The 18156-nt window shown below is 69.7% G+C and carries 17 protein-coding genes; 7 read left to right on the top strand and 10 right to left on the bottom strand.

Annotation, left to right across the window (positions count from 1 at the left end; translation table 11 throughout):
• Positions 1 to 336 precede the first annotated feature (336 nt).
• The 3 genes from ACZ6KY_RS09480 to ACZ6KY_RS09470 are packed head-to-tail and all read left to right on the top strand — an operon-like array spanning position 337 to position 2596.
• Positions 337 to 1401, top strand: a complete 1065-nt coding sequence (locus ACZ6KY_RS09480; RefSeq protein ID WP_469309714.1) for an aromatic ring-hydroxylating dioxygenase subunit alpha — start codon at positions 337 to 339, stop codon at positions 1399 to 1401.
• Positions 1398 to 1664, top strand: coding sequence for a hypothetical protein (locus ACZ6KY_RS09475; protein ID WP_469309833.1), 267 nt, complete (start codon positions 1398 to 1400; stop codon positions 1662 to 1664). The genes ACZ6KY_RS09480 and ACZ6KY_RS09475 overlap by 4 nt, the downstream gene beginning before the upstream one ends.
• A complete protein-coding gene (locus ACZ6KY_RS09470; protein WP_469309713.1) occupies positions 1661 to 2596 on the top strand; it encodes a PDR/VanB family oxidoreductase in 936 nt (311 codons plus the stop codon). The genes ACZ6KY_RS09475 and ACZ6KY_RS09470 overlap by 4 nt, the downstream gene beginning before the upstream one ends.
• Here ACZ6KY_RS09470 and ACZ6KY_RS09465 read toward each other — a convergent pair.
• On the bottom strand, positions 2547 to 3362 hold the full coding sequence (locus ACZ6KY_RS09465) for an IclR family transcriptional regulator domain-containing protein (protein ID WP_469309712.1): 816 nt from the start codon (positions 3360 to 3362) through the stop codon (positions 2547 to 2549). The genes ACZ6KY_RS09470 and ACZ6KY_RS09465 overlap by 50 nt on opposite strands.
• A 184-nt stretch (positions 3363 to 3546) precedes the next feature.
• On the opposite strand from ACZ6KY_RS09465, the gene ACZ6KY_RS09460 reads away from it, so the two are divergent.
• From ACZ6KY_RS09460 to ACZ6KY_RS09445, 4 genes are read left to right on the top strand one after another with little or no spacing between them, the layout of a single operon-like run.
• A complete protein-coding gene (locus ACZ6KY_RS09460) occupies positions 3547 to 4518 on the top strand; it encodes an ABC transporter substrate-binding protein (RefSeq protein WP_469309711.1) in 972 nt (323 codons plus the stop codon).
• Positions 4515 to 5324: an ABC transporter permease gene (locus ACZ6KY_RS09455; RefSeq protein ID WP_469309710.1), complete on the top strand. Its 810-nt coding sequence runs from the start codon at positions 4515 to 4517 to the stop codon at positions 5322 to 5324. Before ACZ6KY_RS09460 ends, ACZ6KY_RS09455 begins: the two co-directional genes overlap by 4 nt.
• A 5-nt stretch (positions 5325 to 5329) precedes the next feature.
• A complete protein-coding gene (locus ACZ6KY_RS09450; RefSeq protein WP_469309825.1) occupies positions 5330 to 6139 on the top strand; it encodes an ABC transporter permease in 810 nt (269 codons plus the stop codon).
• A gap of 20 nt (positions 6140 to 6159) precedes the next feature.
• Entirely contained in the window at positions 6160 to 6972 is an 813-nt protein-coding gene (locus ACZ6KY_RS09445) for an ABC transporter ATP-binding protein (RefSeq protein ID WP_469309709.1), read from the top strand.
• Here the strand turns inward: ACZ6KY_RS09445 and ACZ6KY_RS09440 are convergent.
• From ACZ6KY_RS09440 to ACZ6KY_RS09400, 9 genes are all read right to left on the bottom strand, one after another.
• The gene (locus tag ACZ6KY_RS09440) at positions 6941 to 9118 is read right to left on the bottom strand and encodes a discoidin domain-containing protein (RefSeq protein WP_469309708.1); all 2178 of its coding nucleotides are present in this window, start codon (positions 9116 to 9118) and stop codon (positions 6941 to 6943) included. The two genes, ACZ6KY_RS09445 and ACZ6KY_RS09440, sit on opposite strands and share 32 nt — an antisense overlap.
• Positions 9119 to 9173: 55 nt before the next feature.
• Positions 9174 to 10775: a glycoside hydrolase family 13 protein gene (locus tag ACZ6KY_RS09435; RefSeq protein ID WP_469309707.1), complete on the bottom strand. Its 1602-nt coding sequence runs from the start codon at positions 10773 to 10775 to the stop codon at positions 9174 to 9176.
• 39 nt (positions 10776 to 10814) lie between these two features.
• A complete protein-coding gene (locus ACZ6KY_RS09430) occupies positions 10815 to 11690 on the bottom strand; it encodes a carbohydrate ABC transporter permease (RefSeq protein ID WP_469309706.1) in 876 nt (291 codons plus the stop codon).
• A complete protein-coding gene (locus ACZ6KY_RS09425) occupies positions 11687 to 12658 on the bottom strand; it encodes a carbohydrate ABC transporter permease (RefSeq protein WP_469309705.1) in 972 nt (323 codons plus the stop codon). Before ACZ6KY_RS09425 ends, ACZ6KY_RS09430 begins: the two co-directional genes overlap by 4 nt.
• A gap of 8 nt (positions 12659 to 12666) precedes the next feature.
• Entirely contained in the window at positions 12667 to 14016 is a 1350-nt protein-coding gene (locus tag ACZ6KY_RS09420; protein WP_469309704.1) for an ABC transporter substrate-binding protein, read from the bottom strand.
• 190 nt (positions 14017 to 14206) lie between these two features.
• A complete protein-coding gene (locus ACZ6KY_RS09415) occupies positions 14207 to 15205 on the bottom strand; it encodes a LacI family DNA-binding transcriptional regulator (RefSeq protein WP_469309703.1) in 999 nt (332 codons plus the stop codon).
• A gap of 77 nt (positions 15206 to 15282) precedes the next feature.
• Positions 15283 to 15972, bottom strand: coding sequence for a GntR family transcriptional regulator (locus ACZ6KY_RS09410; RefSeq protein ID WP_469309824.1), 690 nt, complete (start codon positions 15970 to 15972; stop codon positions 15283 to 15285).
• Positions 15973 to 16088: 116 nt separating this feature from the next.
• The gene (locus tag ACZ6KY_RS09405) at positions 16089 to 17090 is read right to left on the bottom strand and encodes a proline racemase family protein (RefSeq protein WP_469309702.1); all 1002 of its coding nucleotides are present in this window, start codon (positions 17088 to 17090) and stop codon (positions 16089 to 16091) included.
• A gap of 46 nt (positions 17091 to 17136) precedes the next feature.
• The gene (locus tag ACZ6KY_RS09400; protein ID WP_469309701.1) at positions 17137 to 18036 is read right to left on the bottom strand and encodes a dihydrodipicolinate synthase family protein; all 900 of its coding nucleotides are present in this window, start codon (positions 18034 to 18036) and stop codon (positions 17137 to 17139) included.
• Positions 18037 to 18156: the final 120 nt, after the last annotated feature.

The raw sequence follows: 18156 nt of genomic DNA, 5'->3' as shown, positions 1-18156 counted from the left end.
TACTTCCCTCACCCCCCCCACCCCCCCCCCCCCCCCCACCCCCCCCCCCCCCCCCCCCCCCCCCCCCCCCCCCCCCCCCCCCCCCCGCTTCGGGGCTGCCGGGCGGACCAGGCGCTGCTCTCCGATCCTGCACGGACCGGGATGTCCCGGCAGCGACTGGACGACCTCACAGAAGTGCACCGCCGGCTCGGCCGACTCTCAGCGCGGTCCCCGCACCGGTATTTCCGCCCTGACCAGGTGCTTTACTCGAAGACTTCCGTCAGGCAGAAGGGGCATTGCGACCCTATGACGCCCTCATCGACGATGCCACCACCCACCAGAGACGGGAGTCGCCCCATGCCGCACACCACCGCCTTCGCCAGGAACCAGTGGTACGTCGCCGCCTATACGTACGAAGTGGGGCGGGAGTTGCTCGGGCGGACGGTTCTCGGGGAATCGCTCGTTCTGTATCGGACCGCGGCGGACGGGAGGGCCGTCGCCCTGTCCGACCGGTGTGTGCACCGGCGCTTCCCGCTCTCGGAGAGCCGGCTCGACGGTGACCGGATCGTGTGCAGCTACCACGGGTTCACGTACGACACGACGGGCACCTGCGTGTACGTGCCGGGGCAGAAACGGATACCGCGCACCGCCCGGGTCGCCTCCTACCCCGTCGTCGAGCGGGACTTGTTCGTCTGGGTCTGGGTCGGCGACCCGGCCCTCGCCGACCCGGCGGCCGTCCCGCGTGCCCCGCACATGGACTCGCCGGACTGGACGACGGTCAGCGGCATGGAACCCATCGACGCGGACTACGGACTCCTCGTCGACAATCTTCTCGACCTCTCGCACGAGACGTATCTGCACGGCGGCTACATCGGCACGCCCGAGGTCGCCGAGACGCCGATCGCCACCGAGGTCGACGAAGGCGCCGGGATCGTGCGCGTCTCCCGGCGCATGGACGACGCCGAGTGCCCGCCGTTCTACGCCCGTTCGACCGGCATCGAGGGCCGCATCACGCGCTGGCAGGACATCGAGTACCACGCGCCGTGCCTCTATCTGCTGCACAGCAGGATCGCACCGGTCGGCGTTGTGCCGGAGGCGGACGGCAGTGACCCGAACGCCTTCCACACCGAGATCACGTACGCCATCACGCCGTCCGGCGAGGGCAAGGTGTACGACTTCTGGGCGGTCTCCCGTGACTTCGCCCGTTCGGACGACGAAGTCACCACCTTCCTGCGGGACTTCAACCACACGGTCGTGATGCAGGACGTCGACGCGCTCAACCTTCTCCAGAAGACCCTCGCCGCCGAACGCGCCGGCTACCAGGAGCTGAGCATCAACATCGACACCGGTGGTCTCGCGGCCCGGCGCATCCTGGCCCGGCTGGTCGAGGAGGGCGACAAGCCGATGGAGAGGGTGCGGTGACCGGCCCGACCGGCGAGATCTACCGCGTCGACTGGCTCCCGGGCACCGATGTACTGCACGGCACCTGTCACTGCGGCACCGAGCACACCGCCCAGGACCCGGTCGCGATGTGGAAGTGGATGCTCGCCCATCCCGAGGGCCACGAACCCCGGGCCGTCGGCCAGGGACAGCATGAAGAAGGGAATGGGAACGGGTGCGGGGGCGGGCACCAGTACGGGAGCGGGAGCGGGAACCTCTTCGGATCTCAGGGGAAAGGGTCATGAACTTGTACGAAGCCGAACTCGTCGTCGAACAGCGGGACTTCGTCGCCGACGGCGTGCTCGCTCTGAGCCTGCGCCATCCGCTCGGCGCCGAACTCCCGTCCTGGGAACCCGGCGCCCACATCGATGTCGTACTCGGGCCGGGGCTGGAGCGGCAGTACTCCCTGTGCGGTGATCCGGCGGACCATGGGACATGGCGGATCGCGGTGCTTCGCGAGCCGGACGGGCGAGGCGGGTCAGCTTGTGTGCACGCGCAGTTGGGCGAGGGGGACAAGGTCCGCGTCCGGGGTCCGCGCAATCACTTCGCGCTCGTGCCCGCCCCGCGCTACCGCTTCGTCGCGGGAGGCATCGGCATCACCCCGATCCTGCCGATGCTCGCCGCGGCCGATGCGGCGGGCGCCGAGTGGACGCTGCTGTACGGCGGTCGGACCCGCGGTTCCATGGCGTTCACCGAGGAGTTGGGGCGGTACGGGGACCGGGTCGCCCTTGCTCCGCAGGACGAGACCGGACCGCTGGACCTCGCCCCCGTGCTGGACGCGGTCCCGGATGGCACCCTCGTCTACTGCTGCGGTCCCGGGCCGCTGCTCGACGCGGTGGAGGAGCGTTGCCCGGCCGGAGTGCTCCGTGTCGAGCGGTTCCGGCCGAAGACCCAGGAGGCGGGTGGGGATACGGAGTTCGAGGTCGTCCTGGAGCGGTCCGGGCGCACGGTGACCGTCGTCCCCGGTGTCTCCGTGCTCGACACCGTACGCGCCGCCGGTGTCGAGGTGCTCTTCTCCTGCACCGAGGGCACCTGCGGGACCTGCGAGACGGAGGTGCTCGAAGGGACCCCGGACCACCGGGACTCGGTGCTCACGGAAGAGGAGCGGGAGGCGGGCGAGACGATGCTCATCTGTGTGTCCCGCTGTCGCGGGAGCCGGCTCGTGCTGGATCTGTGACCGCGAGGTCCCCCTCGATCCGTGCGACCGTCTCCAGCAGGTGGGGAAGCAGGTCGCGGCGGACGGATTCGAGGCTGTTGCGGCTGGCGTGCACGGGGATGTTCACAGCCGCCACCACGGTGCCGTCCCGGTCCCGCACCGGGGCGGCCACCGAGCGCAGGCCCTCTTCCAACTCCTGGTCGACGATGGCGTATCCCTGGCTCCGCGCCCGGGCGAGCTCCGCCCTGAGGAGTTCCGGCGAGACGATCGTGCGCGCGGTCAGGGGGTGCGGAACGGCTCGCTTCAGCCGGGCGTCGATCTCCTCGTCCGTGAGGTGCGCGAGGATCACCCGGCCCACGGAGGTGACATGGGCCGGGAAGCGGGTGCCGACGGTGATCGTCGCCGTCATGATGCGCCGGGTGGGCACCCGCGCCACGTACACGATGTCGTCGCCGTCGAGAACACAGAGCGAGCTCGACTCCCCCACCTGTTCGGCGAGTTGCCTCAGATGCGGCAGGGCGATCTCCGGGAGGGTGAAGCCGGAGAGATAGGCGTAGCCGAGTTCCAGCACGCGCGGGGTGAGCCGGAAGACCCGGCCGTCCGTGTGGACGTATCCGAGATCGACCAGGGTCAGCAGGAAGCGGCGGGCCGCCGCGCGGGTCAGGTCGCAGCCGCGCGCGACCTCACTGAGTGTCAGTTCCGGTCGGTCGGCGCCGAATACGCGGATGACGGCGAGTCCGCGTTCGAAGGACCGGACGAAGTGGGGCGCTCGGTCTGCCGCAGGCATCGTCGCCTCCAGAGGGACACGGAGCGCTCTCCACGCGAGTCGAGAGCGCACTTCGATAACTGTCAACAATATTGTCAGCCAAGGCCATTGACCCGGCACGGACGGGGTTCTACCTTCGCGCTGAGCACCATTGTGCGGTGTGCGCACAACCTGTCGGAACCCTTTCGTCTGCACAGGAGGAGCCATGCGTCGTCTGCTCGCCGGTATCGCGGTCGGAGCCTTCCTGGTCGCCGCGTCGGCCTGCGGTTCGTCCGGCGGCGGTGGCGCCTCGGACAAGAGCTCTTCGTCCGGCGGTACCACCACCGTCAAACTGGGAGTCATCCCCATAGTCGATGTCGCCCCGGTCTATCTGGGCCAGAAGAAGGGCTTCTACGGCAAGCACGGTCTGAAGCTGTCGATGACGCTCGCGCAGGGCGGCGCGGCGATCGTGCCGGGGGTCGTCTCGGGCCAGTTCCAGTTCGGGTTCTCCAACGTGACCTCGCTGATGATCGCCCAGTCCAACGGGGTTCCCGTGAAGGCCATCGCGAACGGCGTCGCCTCAACTGGCGTGGCGGGCAAGGACTTCGGTGCCATCACGGTCAAGAAGGGCAGCGCCATCACGTCGGCCAAGGACCTGGAGGGGAAGAAGGTCGCCGTCAACACGCTGAAGAACATCAACGAGACGGCCGTGCGCGAGTCGGTGCGCAAGGCGGGCGGCGATCCGTCCAAGGTGAAGTTCGTCGAGCTCGCCTTCGACCAGATGCCCGCGGCCCTCGACAGCGGCCAGATCGACGCCGCCATGGTGGTCGAGCCCGCGCTCGCCACGGTCAAGAGCCAGGGCGCGACCGAGATCGCCTCGTCCCTGGTCGATGTGGCGAAGGACCTCACCGTCGCCATGTACTTCACCTCGAACCAGTACGCGCAGCAACACCCCGACGTGGTCAAGAAGTTCCAGGAGGCCACCGCGGAATCCCTCGCCTACGCCGACGCCCACCCGGACGAGGTCCGGCAGATCGTCACCACGTACACGAAGATCCCGGCGGCCGTGCTGGCGAAGGTGACCCTGCCCAAGTGGCCGGCCGAGGCGAACCGGGCCTCGATCGAGACGCTGGAGAAGCTGGGCGAGCGGGACGGGCTCTTCAAGTCGACGCCCGATCTGGACAAGCTGCTGCCGTGAAGCGGGAGCAACCGCGTGGCGGCGGCTCCGCCGGACGGGCCGTGAACGCCGCTCTGGGCGCCGCCGGCCTCGCGGCCTTCCTCGCTCTCGGCGAGGTGGTGCCGCGGGTCGGCATCGTCAAGGAGCGGTACTTCCCGCCGACCAGCCGGATCGCGCGGGCGTTCGGCACCGAGATCACCGACGGCACCTTCTGGACGGATCTCGGCGACACCCTCACGGGCTGGGCGCTCGGCCTGGTGATCGCGGTCGGCGCGGGCATCGTGGTGGGCGTGGTCGTCTCGGTCGTGCCGTATCTGCGCGAGGCGACCGCCTCGACGATCGAGTTCCTGCGCCCGATCCCGTCCGTGGCCCTGATCCCGCTAGCCGTCCTCCTCTACGGCACCGAGCTGCGGTCGGTGCTCCTTCTCGTCGTGTACGCGTCCTTCTGGCAGGTTCTCGTCCAGGTCATGTACGGGGTGCGGGACGTCGACCCGGTGGCCGAGGAGACGGCGCGCTCGTACGGTCTCGGCACCTGGGCCCGGGTCCGTCATGTGCTGTGGCCGACGGCGCTCCCCTATGTCATGACGGGGGTCCGGCTCGCCGCGGCCGTCGCGCTCATCCTCACCGTGACCGCCGAACTCGTCATCGGGGCGCCGGGGTTGGGCGCGCGCATCGCGGTCGCCCAGACCTCGCAGGCCGTGCCCGAGATGTACGCGCTGATCGTGGTCACGGGTCTGCTCGGGCTGCTGATCAACGTGGGCGCCCGGTCGGTGGAACGGCATGCGCTGGCCTGGCACCAGTCGGTACGCGGGGAGGTGGCGGTGTGACGGACATCCCGGCCGACCGGACGAAGCCGAACGCCTGGGGCGGCCTGCTGCTGAAAGCGCTGTTCGTCGTCGGGCTACCCGCGCTGCTGATCGTCCTCTGGTGGTTCACCTCGGACGGCAGCACCGACGTCTACTGGCCGCCGCTGCGCACGATCCTCAGAACGTTCCCCGACGTCTGGACCCGCGCGCGGCTCCGCGCGGACCTGGTGCCCAGCCTGCTGCGGCTGCTCGCCGGCTACGCGTCGGCGGCGGTCGTGGGCGTCGCCCTCGGCACGGTCATCGGCTCGCACCGGAAGGTGCGGGCGGTGTGCGAACCGGTCCTGGAGTTCCTGCGGGCGGTGCCGCCGCCCGTCCTCGTCCCGGTCATCATGCTGTTCGCGGGCATCGGGGACACGATGAAGATCGTGGTGATCGCGAGCGGCTGCGTCTGGCCGGTCCTGCTCAACACGGTCGAGGGAGTGCGCGCCGTCGACTCCGTGATGTCCGAGACGGCCCGCTCGTACGGCGTCACGGGACCGGCGCGGATGCGCGCCGTCGTCCTGCCGTCGGCGAGCCCGCAGATCTTCGCGGGTCTGCGCCAGGCGCTGTCCATCGGGATCATCCTGATGGTCATCAGTGAGATGTTCGCGGCCAGCAACGGACTCGGCTTCACCATCGTGCAGTTCCAGCGCGGCTTCGCGATCCCCGACATGTGGACCGGGATCCTCGTCCTCGGCCTGCTCGGCTTTCTCCTCTCGGTCGTCCTCCAACTGGTCGAGCGCCGGGTGCTCGGCTGGTACCACGGTCTGCGCGACTCCTCCCGGCGGTCCCCGTGACGCATCCGAAAGGGCGGTCCATGCACGCGTCTTTGGTCGTATCCGGCCTGCGGAAGGTCTACGAGGGGTCGGGGCGCCGGGTGGAGGCGGTCCGCGATCTCACCTTCACGGTGGACGCGGGTGAACTCGTCTGTCTCGTCGGCCCGTCGGGCTGCGGCAAGACCACGCTGCTGAAGTGCGTGGGCGGTCTGCTCACGCCGACCTCCGGCGAGGTGCTGCTCGGGGGCCGGCGGGTGAGCGGGCCGCCACCCGGCATGGCGTTCGTGTTCCAGGAGTACGGGCGCAGCCTGTTCCCCTGGATGCGGGTCGGCGCGAACGTCGAACTCCCGCTGAAGCAGAAGAATCTGAGCAAGGCGCGGCGGCGCGAGCTGGTCGTCGACGCGCTGGAGTCCGTCGGCCTGGCCGATGCCGCCGGGGCCTATCCGTGGCAGCTGTCCGGCGGGATGCAGCAGCGGGTCGCCATCGCGCGGGCCCTGGCCTACGAGCCCGAAGTCCTGCTCATGGACGAGCCGTTCGCGGCGGTCGACGCGCAGACCCGTGCCGATCTGGAGGACCTGGTCCGCCGGCTGTGGCGGCAGCGCGGGATCACCGTCCTGTTCGTGACGCATGACATCGACGAGGCGGTCTACCTGGGCGAGCGGGTACTGATCCTGTCGGCCTCCCCCACCGTCGTACAGGAACAGCTGAAGGTCGATCTTCCCGAGGAGCGGGACCAGTTGCACACCCGGGTCGCCCCGCGCTTCGCCGAGTTGCGGACCCATGTGTACGAGCAGATCCAGGCGGCGAAGCGCGGGGAGTCGGTCACGAGGACAGATACGCCTCCACTTCACTGAACTGGGCGGCCGGCCAGCCGGTGTTGGCGGTGACGTTCAGCCGGAGGTGGCGCAGGCCCGTACCGGCCGGCAGCGCGACGGTCACCGTGTTGCCGGTCGCCGGATCGAAGCGGTAGCCCTGCGAGCCGACCACGGTCGCGTAGGAGGAGCCGTCGGTGCTGCCCAGTACCGACAGGGTCTGGGTGCGCGTGCCCCAGGCCGACGACGGCGGCAGTTTCAGAACCAGTCGGCGGACCGCCTGAGGAGAACCGAGATCCACCGTGATGGCCTGCGGGAAGGCGTTGTTGGTGGACTCCCAGTAGCTGTTCGCGTCTCCGTCGACGGCGTTGCCCGGGGTGTAGACGTCCTGGGAGCCGGTCGCGGTGGCCGGGCGGCCCTTGGCCAGGTTCGCGTTGGGGTCAGGGGGCGGGTTGCCCTGACCGGGCTGGGGCCAGGTGGAGCAGTCCGACCAGGTGCTGCTCCAGCCGGAGTTGCCGCCGCCGCCGTTGACGGCGAAGGTGCCCGAGCCGGTCGGATAGGGGCAGTTGTAGACGCCTGCCGAACCCACGCCGGTGGCCTGGACGTTGCTGAACCTCGCCGAGCCCTGCGTCTCGGCCTGGACGACGACCGTGCCAGTGTTCCTGACGGTCGCCCCGGTCACGTTGATGTTGCTCGTGGGGTACCCGTGGCCGCCTCCCGAGACGAACTCGAAGGCGCTGTACGGGCTGTCGGTGATCGTCGTGTTGGTGATGTTGACGGTGGCGTTGATGGCGCTGTCGTAGGAGTCGACGCGCAGCGCGCCCATCGGGTGGTTCCAGTTGGGGTTGATCGCTCCGGTGCGGACCAGGGTGTTGCCGTCGACGGTGATCGTGCCGGCCAGTGGGGAGAACGGGTCGAGGAACTTCTGGTTGGAGATGGCGACGCCGCTGCCGAGGGCGTTGGTGTCGGAGATGAGGTTGTTCCTGACGCTGATGTCGGTGCCGCCGTAGACCGCTATGCCATTGGCGAGGTTGGGCTGCGAGATGGTGTTGTTCTCGAAGCTGGAGTTGGTGTCCGGGGAGTTCAGTGACCACATGGCGAGCGAGTCGTCGCCCTGGTTGCGCAGGAAGTTGTTGCTCACGCGGACGCCGTGCGCGTTGCCGTTCAGGTTGAGACCGTCGGCGGTGGTGTCGAGGATGCGGTTGTTCTCGACCACGAGGTTGTCGTTGTCGCCGGTCAGCCACAGGCCGACCTTGAGGTGCTGGAGCCACATCCCGGAGACCGAACTCCCGGGTCCGAGCGCGCCGTTGACGAAGTTGTCCGGGTTGGAGTCGACGCGCTCGGTCACCTCGCCGATGACCGCGAAGTCCTTGAGGTGCACGCCTCCCGAGGAACTGCTCTGGTCGATGAAGCGCGAGGTGTGGACGACGGAGTACCAGCCGCCGGCGCCCTGCAGCGTCACGTTCTGGACGCCGTTCAAAGAAGACGTCACGCGGTAGTCGCCCGGCGGAATCCACACGATGCCGCCCTGGGCGGCGGAGATCGCGTCCCGGAAGGCCTGGGTGGAGTCGCCCTGGCCGCTGGGGTCCGCGCCCTTGTCGGTGACGGACACCGACCCGGCGGGGCGGGCCGCGGCCGCGCCGACCTGTTCGAAGTCGGCTACGTCGACGGTGACTTGGGTCGAGGTGGCCTGGAAGGCGATCTTGTCGCCCGCCTGGACGTTCTGGCCCAGCAGCAGCCGTGCGTTGTCGAAGAAGTGGTGCTGCTTGGCGCCGGCGATCCAGGACGTGTCCACGTAGGAGTACTTGGAGGTGACGGCGAGCGTCTTGGAGATCCTGGTGCCGTTGACGTACACGGCGAGGGTGCCCGACTGTCCGTCGGGGACGCTGTAGGAGACGTTCACCGCGTTGGCCGCGCGGGGTGCCGTGAACTCGACGCGCTGGCCCGCCGAGAGGCGTACGGCCTGTCGTCCGGAGGCCTCCGAGGCGAGGGTGCCCTGGGTGTGGTCCGGGCCGATCCTGGTGCCCGTGGTGGTGGCGGACTCGGCCTCGACCGAGGTGAAGGGCAGGGTCGCCCCCGCGGCCGCCGCGGCCGCGTGGACCGTGCCGGCGCTGAGCATGCCGGCGGCGAGGGCGACGGCCGCGGCGCACGCTAACGGCATGCGCCTGACAGTTCTGGTGCTGTGCATGTGCTGATCCCTTCATCGTGGGGGTGCGGGGACAGCGCTGTGCGGTCCGGCGGTCTCAGGCGCGCAGCCAGACCGCCGTGTCCGGCGGGAGGAACCCGTCCGCGTCCAACGGGCCGCTGCCGATCAGGAGTCGGGAGTGCTCCGGGAGCTCGACCGGTCCGTCGGCCAGATTGACGACGCAGAGCAGACCGTCCGTACGGGCGAAGGCGAGGACGCCCTCCGGCGCGGGCAGCCAGCCGAGCGGGCCGTCACCGAAGCCCGGTTCGGTGCGGCGGATACGGAGCGCGGCGCGGTAGAGGCTCAGCATCGAGGTGGGGTCCTCCACCTGCCGGTCGGCCGCGTACACGGGCCAGTCGGCGGGCTGCGGCAGCCAGGGGTCACCGCCGAATCCGGCGTTCGGGGCCTCGGCGGCCCAGGGCAGCGGGACCCGGCAGCCGTCGCGGCCCGGGTCCGTGCCGCCGGAGCGGAAGTGCATCGGGTCCTGGATGCTGTCGAGCGGCAACTCCACCTCGGGCAGGCCGAGTTCCTCGCCCTGGTAGACGTACACGGAGCCGGGCAGGGCGAGCGAGAGCAGGGCGGCGGCGCGGGCCCGGCGGGTGCCGAGAACCAGGTCGGTGGGGGTACCGAAGGCCTTGGCGGTGAAATCGAAGCCGGTGTCCGCGCGGCCGTAGCGGGTGACCGTGCGGGTCACGTCGTGGTTGCACAGCACCCAGGTGGCGGGGGCCCCGACGGGAGCGTGCTCGGCGAGGGTCTCGTCGATGGAGGTACGCAGCCGTCCCGCGTCCCAGGGGCAGGACAGGAAGGAGAAGTTGAAGGCGGTGTGCAGTTCGTCGGGGCGCAGATAGCGGGCGAAGCGCTCGGAGTCGGGGAGCCACACCTCTCCCACGAAGACGCCGTCGTAGGCGTCGGCCACCGCCCGCCAGGAGCGGTAGATGTCATGGAGCTCGTCGCGGTCGACGTACGGGTTCGGGTCGCGGCCCTCGACGAAGTCGGGCAGGTCCGGGTCCTTGGCGAGCAGCGCGGCCGAGTCGATGCGCACGCCCGCCACCCCGCGCTCGAACCAGAAGCGCAGGATCTCCTCGTGCTCGCGGCGGACGGCCGGGTGCGCCCAGTTGAGGTCGGGCTGCTCGGGAGTGAAGAGGTGGAGGTACCAGTCGCCGTCGGGCAGCCGGGTCCACACCGGTTCGGTGGAGCCCGCGAACTGGGACGGCCAGTCGTTGGGCGGGAGTTCGCCGTGTTCGCCGCGTCCGGGGCGGAAGTGGAAGAAGTCGCGTTCCGGGCCGCCGGCCAGGGCAGCCCGGAACCAGGGGTGCCGGTCGGAGACATGGTTCGGCACGATGTCGACCAGGGTGCGGATGCCCAGTTCGCGGGCCTCGTCGATGAGTTTCTCCGCCTCGGCGAGTGTCCCGAAGGCCGGGTCGATGGCGCGGTAGTCGGCGACGTCGTAGCCGCCGTCGGCCAGGGGTGAGAGATACCAGGGGTTGAACCACAGGGCGTCCACGCCGAGTTCGGCGAGGTACGGGAGTCTGGCGCGGACGCCCGCGAGGTCGCCGGTGCCGTCGCCGTCGCCGTCCGCGAAGCTGCGGACGTACACCTGGTAGATGACGGCGGAGCGCCACCACGCGGACTGATTTCGGGCAGGGCGGGGCTGTCCCACGGCGCGTTGCCTTTCGTTCGAGGAGGTTGCGTACAGGCGTCAGCCCTTGGTGCTGCCCGCGCTGATCCCGGCGATGATGTGCCGCTGGAACACCAGGAACATCAGGACCATGGGAATGCTGGCGATCACCATCGCGGCGATGAGCACGGTCAGTTGGATGTTCTGCGACAGCTGGACGAGGGCCACGCTGATGGGCTGTTTGTCGGTGTCGGAGAAGACCATCAGCGGCCAGAGGAAGTCCTGCCAGACGGCGACCAGGGCGAAGATCGACACGACTCCGAGGACGGGCCGGGACATCGGCAGCACGATCGACCACAGGGTGCGCAGGCGTCCGGCGCCGTCGATCTCGGCGGCCTCCAGGACATCGCGCGGGATCTGGTCGAAGAAGCGCTTGAGGAGGTAGAGGTTGAAGGCGTTGGCGACGGCGGGCAGCCAGATGCCGAGCGGCGAGTTGAGCAGACTGGTGTGGAGGACGGGCAGGTCGGCGGCGGTCAGGTACTTGGGGACCACCAGGGCCTGCGCGGGGACCATCAGGGTCGCGAGGATGCCGCCGAGGATCACCTTGCCGAAGGCCGGCTTCAGCTTGGACAGGGCGTAGGCGGCGGCCGTGCAGAAGACGAGCTGGAGAATCCAGGCGCCCGCCGCCTGGACCACCGTGTTCCACAGGTGCGTGGGCAGGTCCATCAGGTCCCACGCGTCGGTGTACCCGCTGATGTGCCAGTGGTCCGGCACGAGGGTGGGAGGCGTGCGCGTCACCTCGTCCGGCGACTTCATGGCGCCGGTCACCATCCAGTAGACGGGGAAGAGGAAGGCCAGCGCGAAGAGCAGGACCACACCGCTGAAGACGGTCCAGTAGACGGCCCTGCCGCGCGGGCGGGCCAGGGCGAGCGGGGAGACCAGGGTGCGGGTGCTCACGCGTCCTCCCCTTCCGAGCGGGTCAGCCGCAGGTACAGGGCGGAGAAGACGCCGAGCAGGACGAGCAGCATGACGCTCAACGCGCAGGCTCCTCCGAAGTCGTTGTAGAGGAAGGCGTACTTGTAGATCAGGTAGAGCACCGTGACGGTCTTGTCCTCGGGGCCGCCGCCGGTGATGACGAACGGCTCGGTGAACACCTGCATGGTGGCGATGATCTGAAGGAGCATCAGCATGAGGATGATGAACCGGGTCTGAGGGACCGTCACATGCCGGATCCGCTGCAGGATGTTCGCGCCGTCCAGTTCGGCCGCCTCGTACAGCTCGCCGGGGATGCTCTGGAGCGCGGCGAGGTAGATGAGGACGGTGCCGCCGAGGTTGGCCCAGGTCGCGACGATGACCAGGGAGACGAGGGCGGTGTCGGCGCCGTTGGACCAGTTCGAGGTCGGCAGGTGGAGAAAGCGCAGCGCCTCGTTGGCGAGGCCCGCTCCGGGGTCGTAGAACCACTTCCACAGCAGGGCGCTGACGACCGGCGGGATCATCACCGGCAGATAGACCACGACTCTGAAGAACGCCTTCGCGTGCCGCAGTTCGTTGAGCACCAGCGCCATCACGAAGGGGACGGCGAAGCCGATGAGCAGGGCGAGGAGCGTGAAGGTGAGGGTGTTGCGCCAGGCCGCGGTGAACTCCGGGTCGTGGAAGACCCGGGTGAAGTTGGCCGTGCCGATCCACTCGCCGCCGCTGCCCGGGGTGTACTTCTGGAAGGCGATCACGACCGCGCGGATCGCCGGGTACCAGGAGAACAGGGCGAAGCAGAGCAGGCCGCCGATCAGGAAGGCGTACGCACGGAGTTGGTCGGCCAGGCGCCGGCGCCACGGTCCCCCGGTCCGGCGCCCGGCCGACCGCGGCGCCTCCGGCACGCCGACGGCGGCCGGAGGAAGCGCTGCGGGGGGCTTCGATGCGGTCTTCATGAACGGTGTCAGCCTCGGGCCAGGATGGAGTCGATCTTGCCGGAGGCGTCCTTGAGGAGCTGGTCGATGTCGGCGTCCTTCTTGGTGAGGACGGCGGACACGGCGGCGTCGAGGACGGAGTAGATCTGCTGGGCCTGCGGGGGCTCGATCTTCATCTGCAGGCTCTGGTTGCCGTCGAGGAAGGCCTGGTAGTTCTCCACCGGCACGTTGGCGTTGGCCTTCTTGACCTGCTGGTCCTTGGCGTCGGCGGCACCGGTGAACAGCCGCGGCTCGGGCAGTCCGACGGGGGCGTTGTTCTGCTTCGCGCGGGCGTAGTCACCGAGGAAGCCTGATCCGGGCGTCAGGAACATGTGGTCGAGCCACTTGAGGCCGGCCTTGATCTGCGCCGGGGTGTCCTTCTTGTTGAACATGTAGCCGTCGCCGCCGATGAGCGTGCCCTTGCCGCCGGGCATGGGCGCGAGGGCGAGGTCGTTGTAGTTGCCGCCCTTCTCCTTGACCAGGATCGGGATGTTGTCGGGCGCGGACAGGTACATGCCGAGCTTGCCGGAGCCCATCATCTGCTGGACGTCGTTGATGACCAACAGCTGCTTGCTGCCCATGGAGTTGTCGCCCCAGCGCATGTCCTTCAGGTTCTGCAGGACCGCCTTGCCCTCGGGGGTGTCGACGGTCGCCGTCTTGCCGTCCTCGGCGACGACGTTGCCGCCCTGCGAGTACAGCTCGGCGGTGAAGTGCCAACCACCCTGGTTCTGGGCGCTGTAGTCGGCGTATCCGACCGTTCCCTTGCCGAGCCCGGCGATCTTCTTGGCGTCCGCGCGCAGCTCGTCCCAGGTGGCCGGGGGCTTGTCGGGGTCGAGGCCCGCCTGCTGGAAGAGCTTCTTGTTGTAGATGAGGCCCATCGAGTAGCCGGTGCGCGGGACGCCGTAGATCTTGCCGTCCACGGTGTAGATGTCCCGCAGTTGCTGCTGGATGGTGCTGTAGCTCTTGAGGTCCTTGACGTAACTCGTGATGTCCGCGGCCTGGTTGACGTCGACGACGTGCTTGGCGTCGGTGAAGTACGTGTAGAACACGTCCTCCATCTGACCCCCGGCGAGCTTGGCGTCGAAGGTCTTGGGGTCCTGACACGGGAACGCGTCGTGCGCGACGACGTCGATGCCGGAGTTGGCCTTCTCGAACGCCTTGATGTCGGCGTCGAAGAACGAGCGGTCGACCTTGGCGCTCTTCGGCGGCTCGCAGTTGACCGTGATGCGGGTCTTTCCGTTGGCCGCGTCGTCGCCGCTCGAACCGCAGCCTGCGGCGGTGAGCGCGACGGAGGACGCCATGAGCATGACGAAGGTACGGCGGAACCCGGTACTTCTCATTGGTGGACCCCTTCGGGCTGGAGCGAGGAAGGCCCACGGCGGGCGTGCCGCCGTGTTCTGGCGCCGCACACTCAAGCACCGCCGACATCTGTCCGCAAGATGTCGCGCAGAATCTGTAATTATTTGACAGCGATTGGGGGTCGCGTGGCAGGTGGTTGCGGGCCTCCGTCGGGGACGCCGGCCCCGCACCTCAGCCGCGGGGCGCCTGGCCGGTCGACCCGCGCACCACCAACTCCGGTTCGAACAGGAGCTCTTCGGCGGTCACGCTGCTGCCGCCGATCTGCGCGCTCAGCAGTTCCACGGCGGCACGCCCCATGGCCTCGATCGGCTGGCGGACCGTGGTCAGCGGCGGTTCGGTGCAGTTCATGAACGCCGAGTCGTCGTACCCGACGACGGAGATCTCGCCGGGGACGCCGAGCCCCTTGCGGCGGGCGGCCCTTACGGCGCCGAGCGCGAGCGGGTCGCTGGCGCAGATGATGCCGGTGACCCCCCGGTCGAGCAGCCGGGTGGCCGCGGCCTGTCCGCCTTCCAGCGAGAACATCGCCCGCGCCACGTACTCGTCGGGCAGTTCCGGCGAGAGGGCGCGGGCCGCCGCGAGCTTGCGGCCCGAGGGCATGTGGTCGCCGGGGCCGAGGACGAGTCCGATCCGCTCGTGGCCGAGCGAGTCGAGATGACGCCAGGCCTGCTCGACCGCGACGGCGTCGTCGCAGGAGACACAGGGGAAGCCGAGGTGCTCGATGGCCGCGTTGACCAGCACCACCGGAATGTTGCGGTCCGCGAGCTGGCGGTAGTGGTCGTGCGGCGCGTCGGCCTGCGCGTACAGACCGCCGGCGAACACCACGCCGGACACCTGCTGCTGGAGCAGCAGTTCCACGTAGTCGGCCTCGGAGACACCGCCCTTGGTCTGGGTGCACAGCACGGGAGTGAGGCCGAGCTGCGCGAGCGCCCCGCCGATCACTTCGGCGAAGGCCGGGAAGATCGGGTTCTGCAGCTCGGGCAGGACGAGACCGACGAGCCGCGCGCGTTCGCCGCGCAACTGGGTCGGCCGCTCGTAGCCGAGGACGTCGAGGGCGGAGAGGACCGCCTGCCTGGTGGAGTCGGAGACTCCGGGCTTGCCGTTGAGCACCCGGCTGACCGTGGCCTCGCTGACCCCGACCTTCTTCGCCACCTGAGCAAGTCGTCGCGTCATGCGCGCAAGAATAGCGCAAGAAATGCAAGCTGCTTGCGTAGAAGTTCGGCCTCTTCCCGCTCGCGCCGGTGGACCCCTCAGGGCGCCGCCCACAGTCCGCGGACATGCCCCAGATGGCGTGTCATCACCGCGCGCACGGCGCGCTCGTCGCGCTCCAGGAGGGCGTCGAGGAGTTCCAGGTGCTCCCGGGCCGAGGCCTCCAGACGGCCGGCCTCGACCAGGGCGTCGAGCCCGTACAGGCGCGAGCGCTTGCGCAGGTCGCCGACGACCTCGACCAGATGGGAGTTTCCCGCGAGGGCCAGCAGACCGAGGTGGAAGCGGATGTCCGCCTCCACGTAGGCGATGAGGTCACCGGCCGCCGCCGCGGTCACGATCTCCCGGGCGGCCGGACGCAGCGCCTCCAGCGAGACGGGGTCCGCCGTGGTGGCCAGCCGCACGACGGTCGGGATCTCGACGAGCGAGCGGATGTGGGTGTACTCGTCGAGCTGCTTCTCGGAGACCGCCGTGACCCGGAACCCCTTGTTGGGGACCGTGTCGACCAGACCCTCCTTGGCCAGGTCGAGCATGGCCTCGCGGACCGGGGTCGCCGAGACACCGAAACGGGCGGCCAGCGTGGGCGCGGAGTAGACCTCGCCGGGCCGCAGTTCGCCCGCGATCAGCGCGGCGCGCAGCGCGTCGGCCACGCGCTCGCGAAAGCTGCTCCGTCTGCCGCCCAGCGTGGGCAGGTCGGGAGCGGCTGAGGGTGCGCTGCTGCGCCGGTCGGCCATCGGGGTCTCCTCGTACGGGTCGTACGGGCCGGTGCGCGGTCGTCCTGCCGCGTCGGCCTTGTGCCATATCACGTATTACTCGGACCTCCAGTATCTACGTCCCGGAGCGGGGCCGCTCACAGGACGAACCCGGCCGGGAACGGGTCCGAGGGGTCGAGCAGGTACTGGGCGGTTCCCGTGATCCAGGCGCGACCGGTGAAGCTGGGCAGCACGGCGGGCGTTCCGGCCACCTCGGTGGTGCCGAGCAGCCGCCCGGTGAACCGCGTCCCGATGAAGGACTCGTTCACGAACTCGGTGTCCAGCGGGAGTTGTCCGCGCGCGTGCAGCTGGGCCATGCGCGCGCTGGTGCCCGTACCGCAGGGTGAACGGTCGAACCAGCCGGGGTGGATCGCCATCGCGTGCCGCGAGAAGCGGGCCGTCGCCCCGGGCGCGTACAGATGGACGTGGTGGCAGCCGCGGATGGACGGGTTCTCGGGGTGCACGGGCTCGCCCTCGGCGTTGACCGCGTCCATCAGCGCCAGTCCCGCCGCCAGGATCTCGTCCTTGCGGGAGCGGTCGAAGGGCAGGCCGAACTCCTCCAGCGGCAGGATCGCGTAGAAGTTCCCGCCATAGGCCAGGTCGTACGTCACCGTGCGCCCGTCGGCGAGGGTGGCCTCGCGGTCGAGGCCGACGGCGAAGGACGGCACGTTCCTGAGCGTGACCGCCTTGGCCGCGCCGTCCTCGACGGCGACCTCGGCGACGACGAGGCCCGCCGGGGTGTCGAGCCGGATCGTCGTGACGGGCTCGACGACCTCGACCATGCCGGTCTCCACCAGGACGGTCGCCACGCCGATCGTGCCGTGTCCGCACATCGGCAGATAGCCCGACACCTCGATGTAGATCACGCCGTAGTCGCAGTCCGGGCGGGTGGACGGCTGGAGGATGGCACCGCTCATCGCCGCGTGGCCGCGCGGCTCGTTCATCAGGAGCCGCTTGATGTCGTCGCGGTGGTCGCGGAAGTGGAGCCGCCGCTCGTTCATGGTCGCGCCCGGGACCGTGCCGATCCCGCCGGTGATCACCCGGGTGGGCATGCCCTCGGTGTGCGAGTCGACGGCGTGCAGGACGAGTTTGCTGCGCATGGGACTCCTGGGTGGTGTCGGCGGGTGGCTGGAGGTCGGTGACGGCTCAGGCGAGACCGGCGGCGACGGCCCCGTCCGTGGCCAGGCGTACGGCGGCCTCCTGCTCGGGCAGCAGCGGGACGCGTGGCGGCCGGACCGGACCTCCGTGGCGGCCGACTATGTCCATGGACAGCTTGATGGCCTGGACGAACTCGGCCTGGGAGTCCCAGCGGAGCAGCGGGTGCAGCCGGCGGTAGAGCTTGCCCGCCGTGTCGAGGTCACCGGCGACGGCGGCGCGGTAGAGCTCGACGCTCGCGCGGGGCAGCGCGTTCGGGTAGCCGGCCACCCAGCCCTTGGCGCCCGCGACGGCGAGTTCGAGCAGGACGTCGTCGGCTCCGATCAACAGGTCGAGTTCCGGGGCGAGTTCGGCGATGCGGTAGGCGCGGCGCACATCGCCGGAGAACTCCTTGACGCCCTGGACGAATCCGGCGGCGTGCAGTTTCGCGAGGAGTTCGGGCACCAGGTCGACCTTGGTGTCGATCGGGTTGTTGTACGCGACGACCGGGACGCCCGCCCGGGAGACCTCTTCGTAGTGGGCGAGGACGGAACGCTCGTCCGCGCGGTAGGAGTTGGGCGGCAGCAGCATCACGGCGCCGCAGCCCGCGTCCCTCGCCTGCTCGGCCCAGCGGCGGGCCTCGGCGGAGCCGTACGCGGCGACGCCGGGCATCACCCGGGACCCGCCGATCGCGGCGACGGCGGTCTCGACGACCTTGGCGCGCTCTTCGGGCGTGAGCACCTGGTACTCGCCGAGCGAACCGTTCGGTACGACGCCGTCGCAGCCGTTCTCGACGAGCCAGGAGCAGTGCTCGGCGTACCGGTCGTAGTCCACGGAGAGGTCGTCGTTCAGCGGGAGCGCGGTGGCGACGAGGACTCCACGCCAGGGACGGCTGTCGGGGGTGACGGTCATGAGGTACTCATCCCTCTCAATAGGGTGTGACATTTTACTGTCGAGCGAGGTGGAGCGTGGGAGCGGGAGCGGGGTCATGTCGCCAGGGGGTACGCCGGCACGGCCCGCGTCGACGAGGGA

It is taken from the genome of Streptomyces sp. NPDC042002, from assembly GCF_055588305.1.
This window is presented reverse-complemented; position numbering and strand designations above follow the sequence as displayed.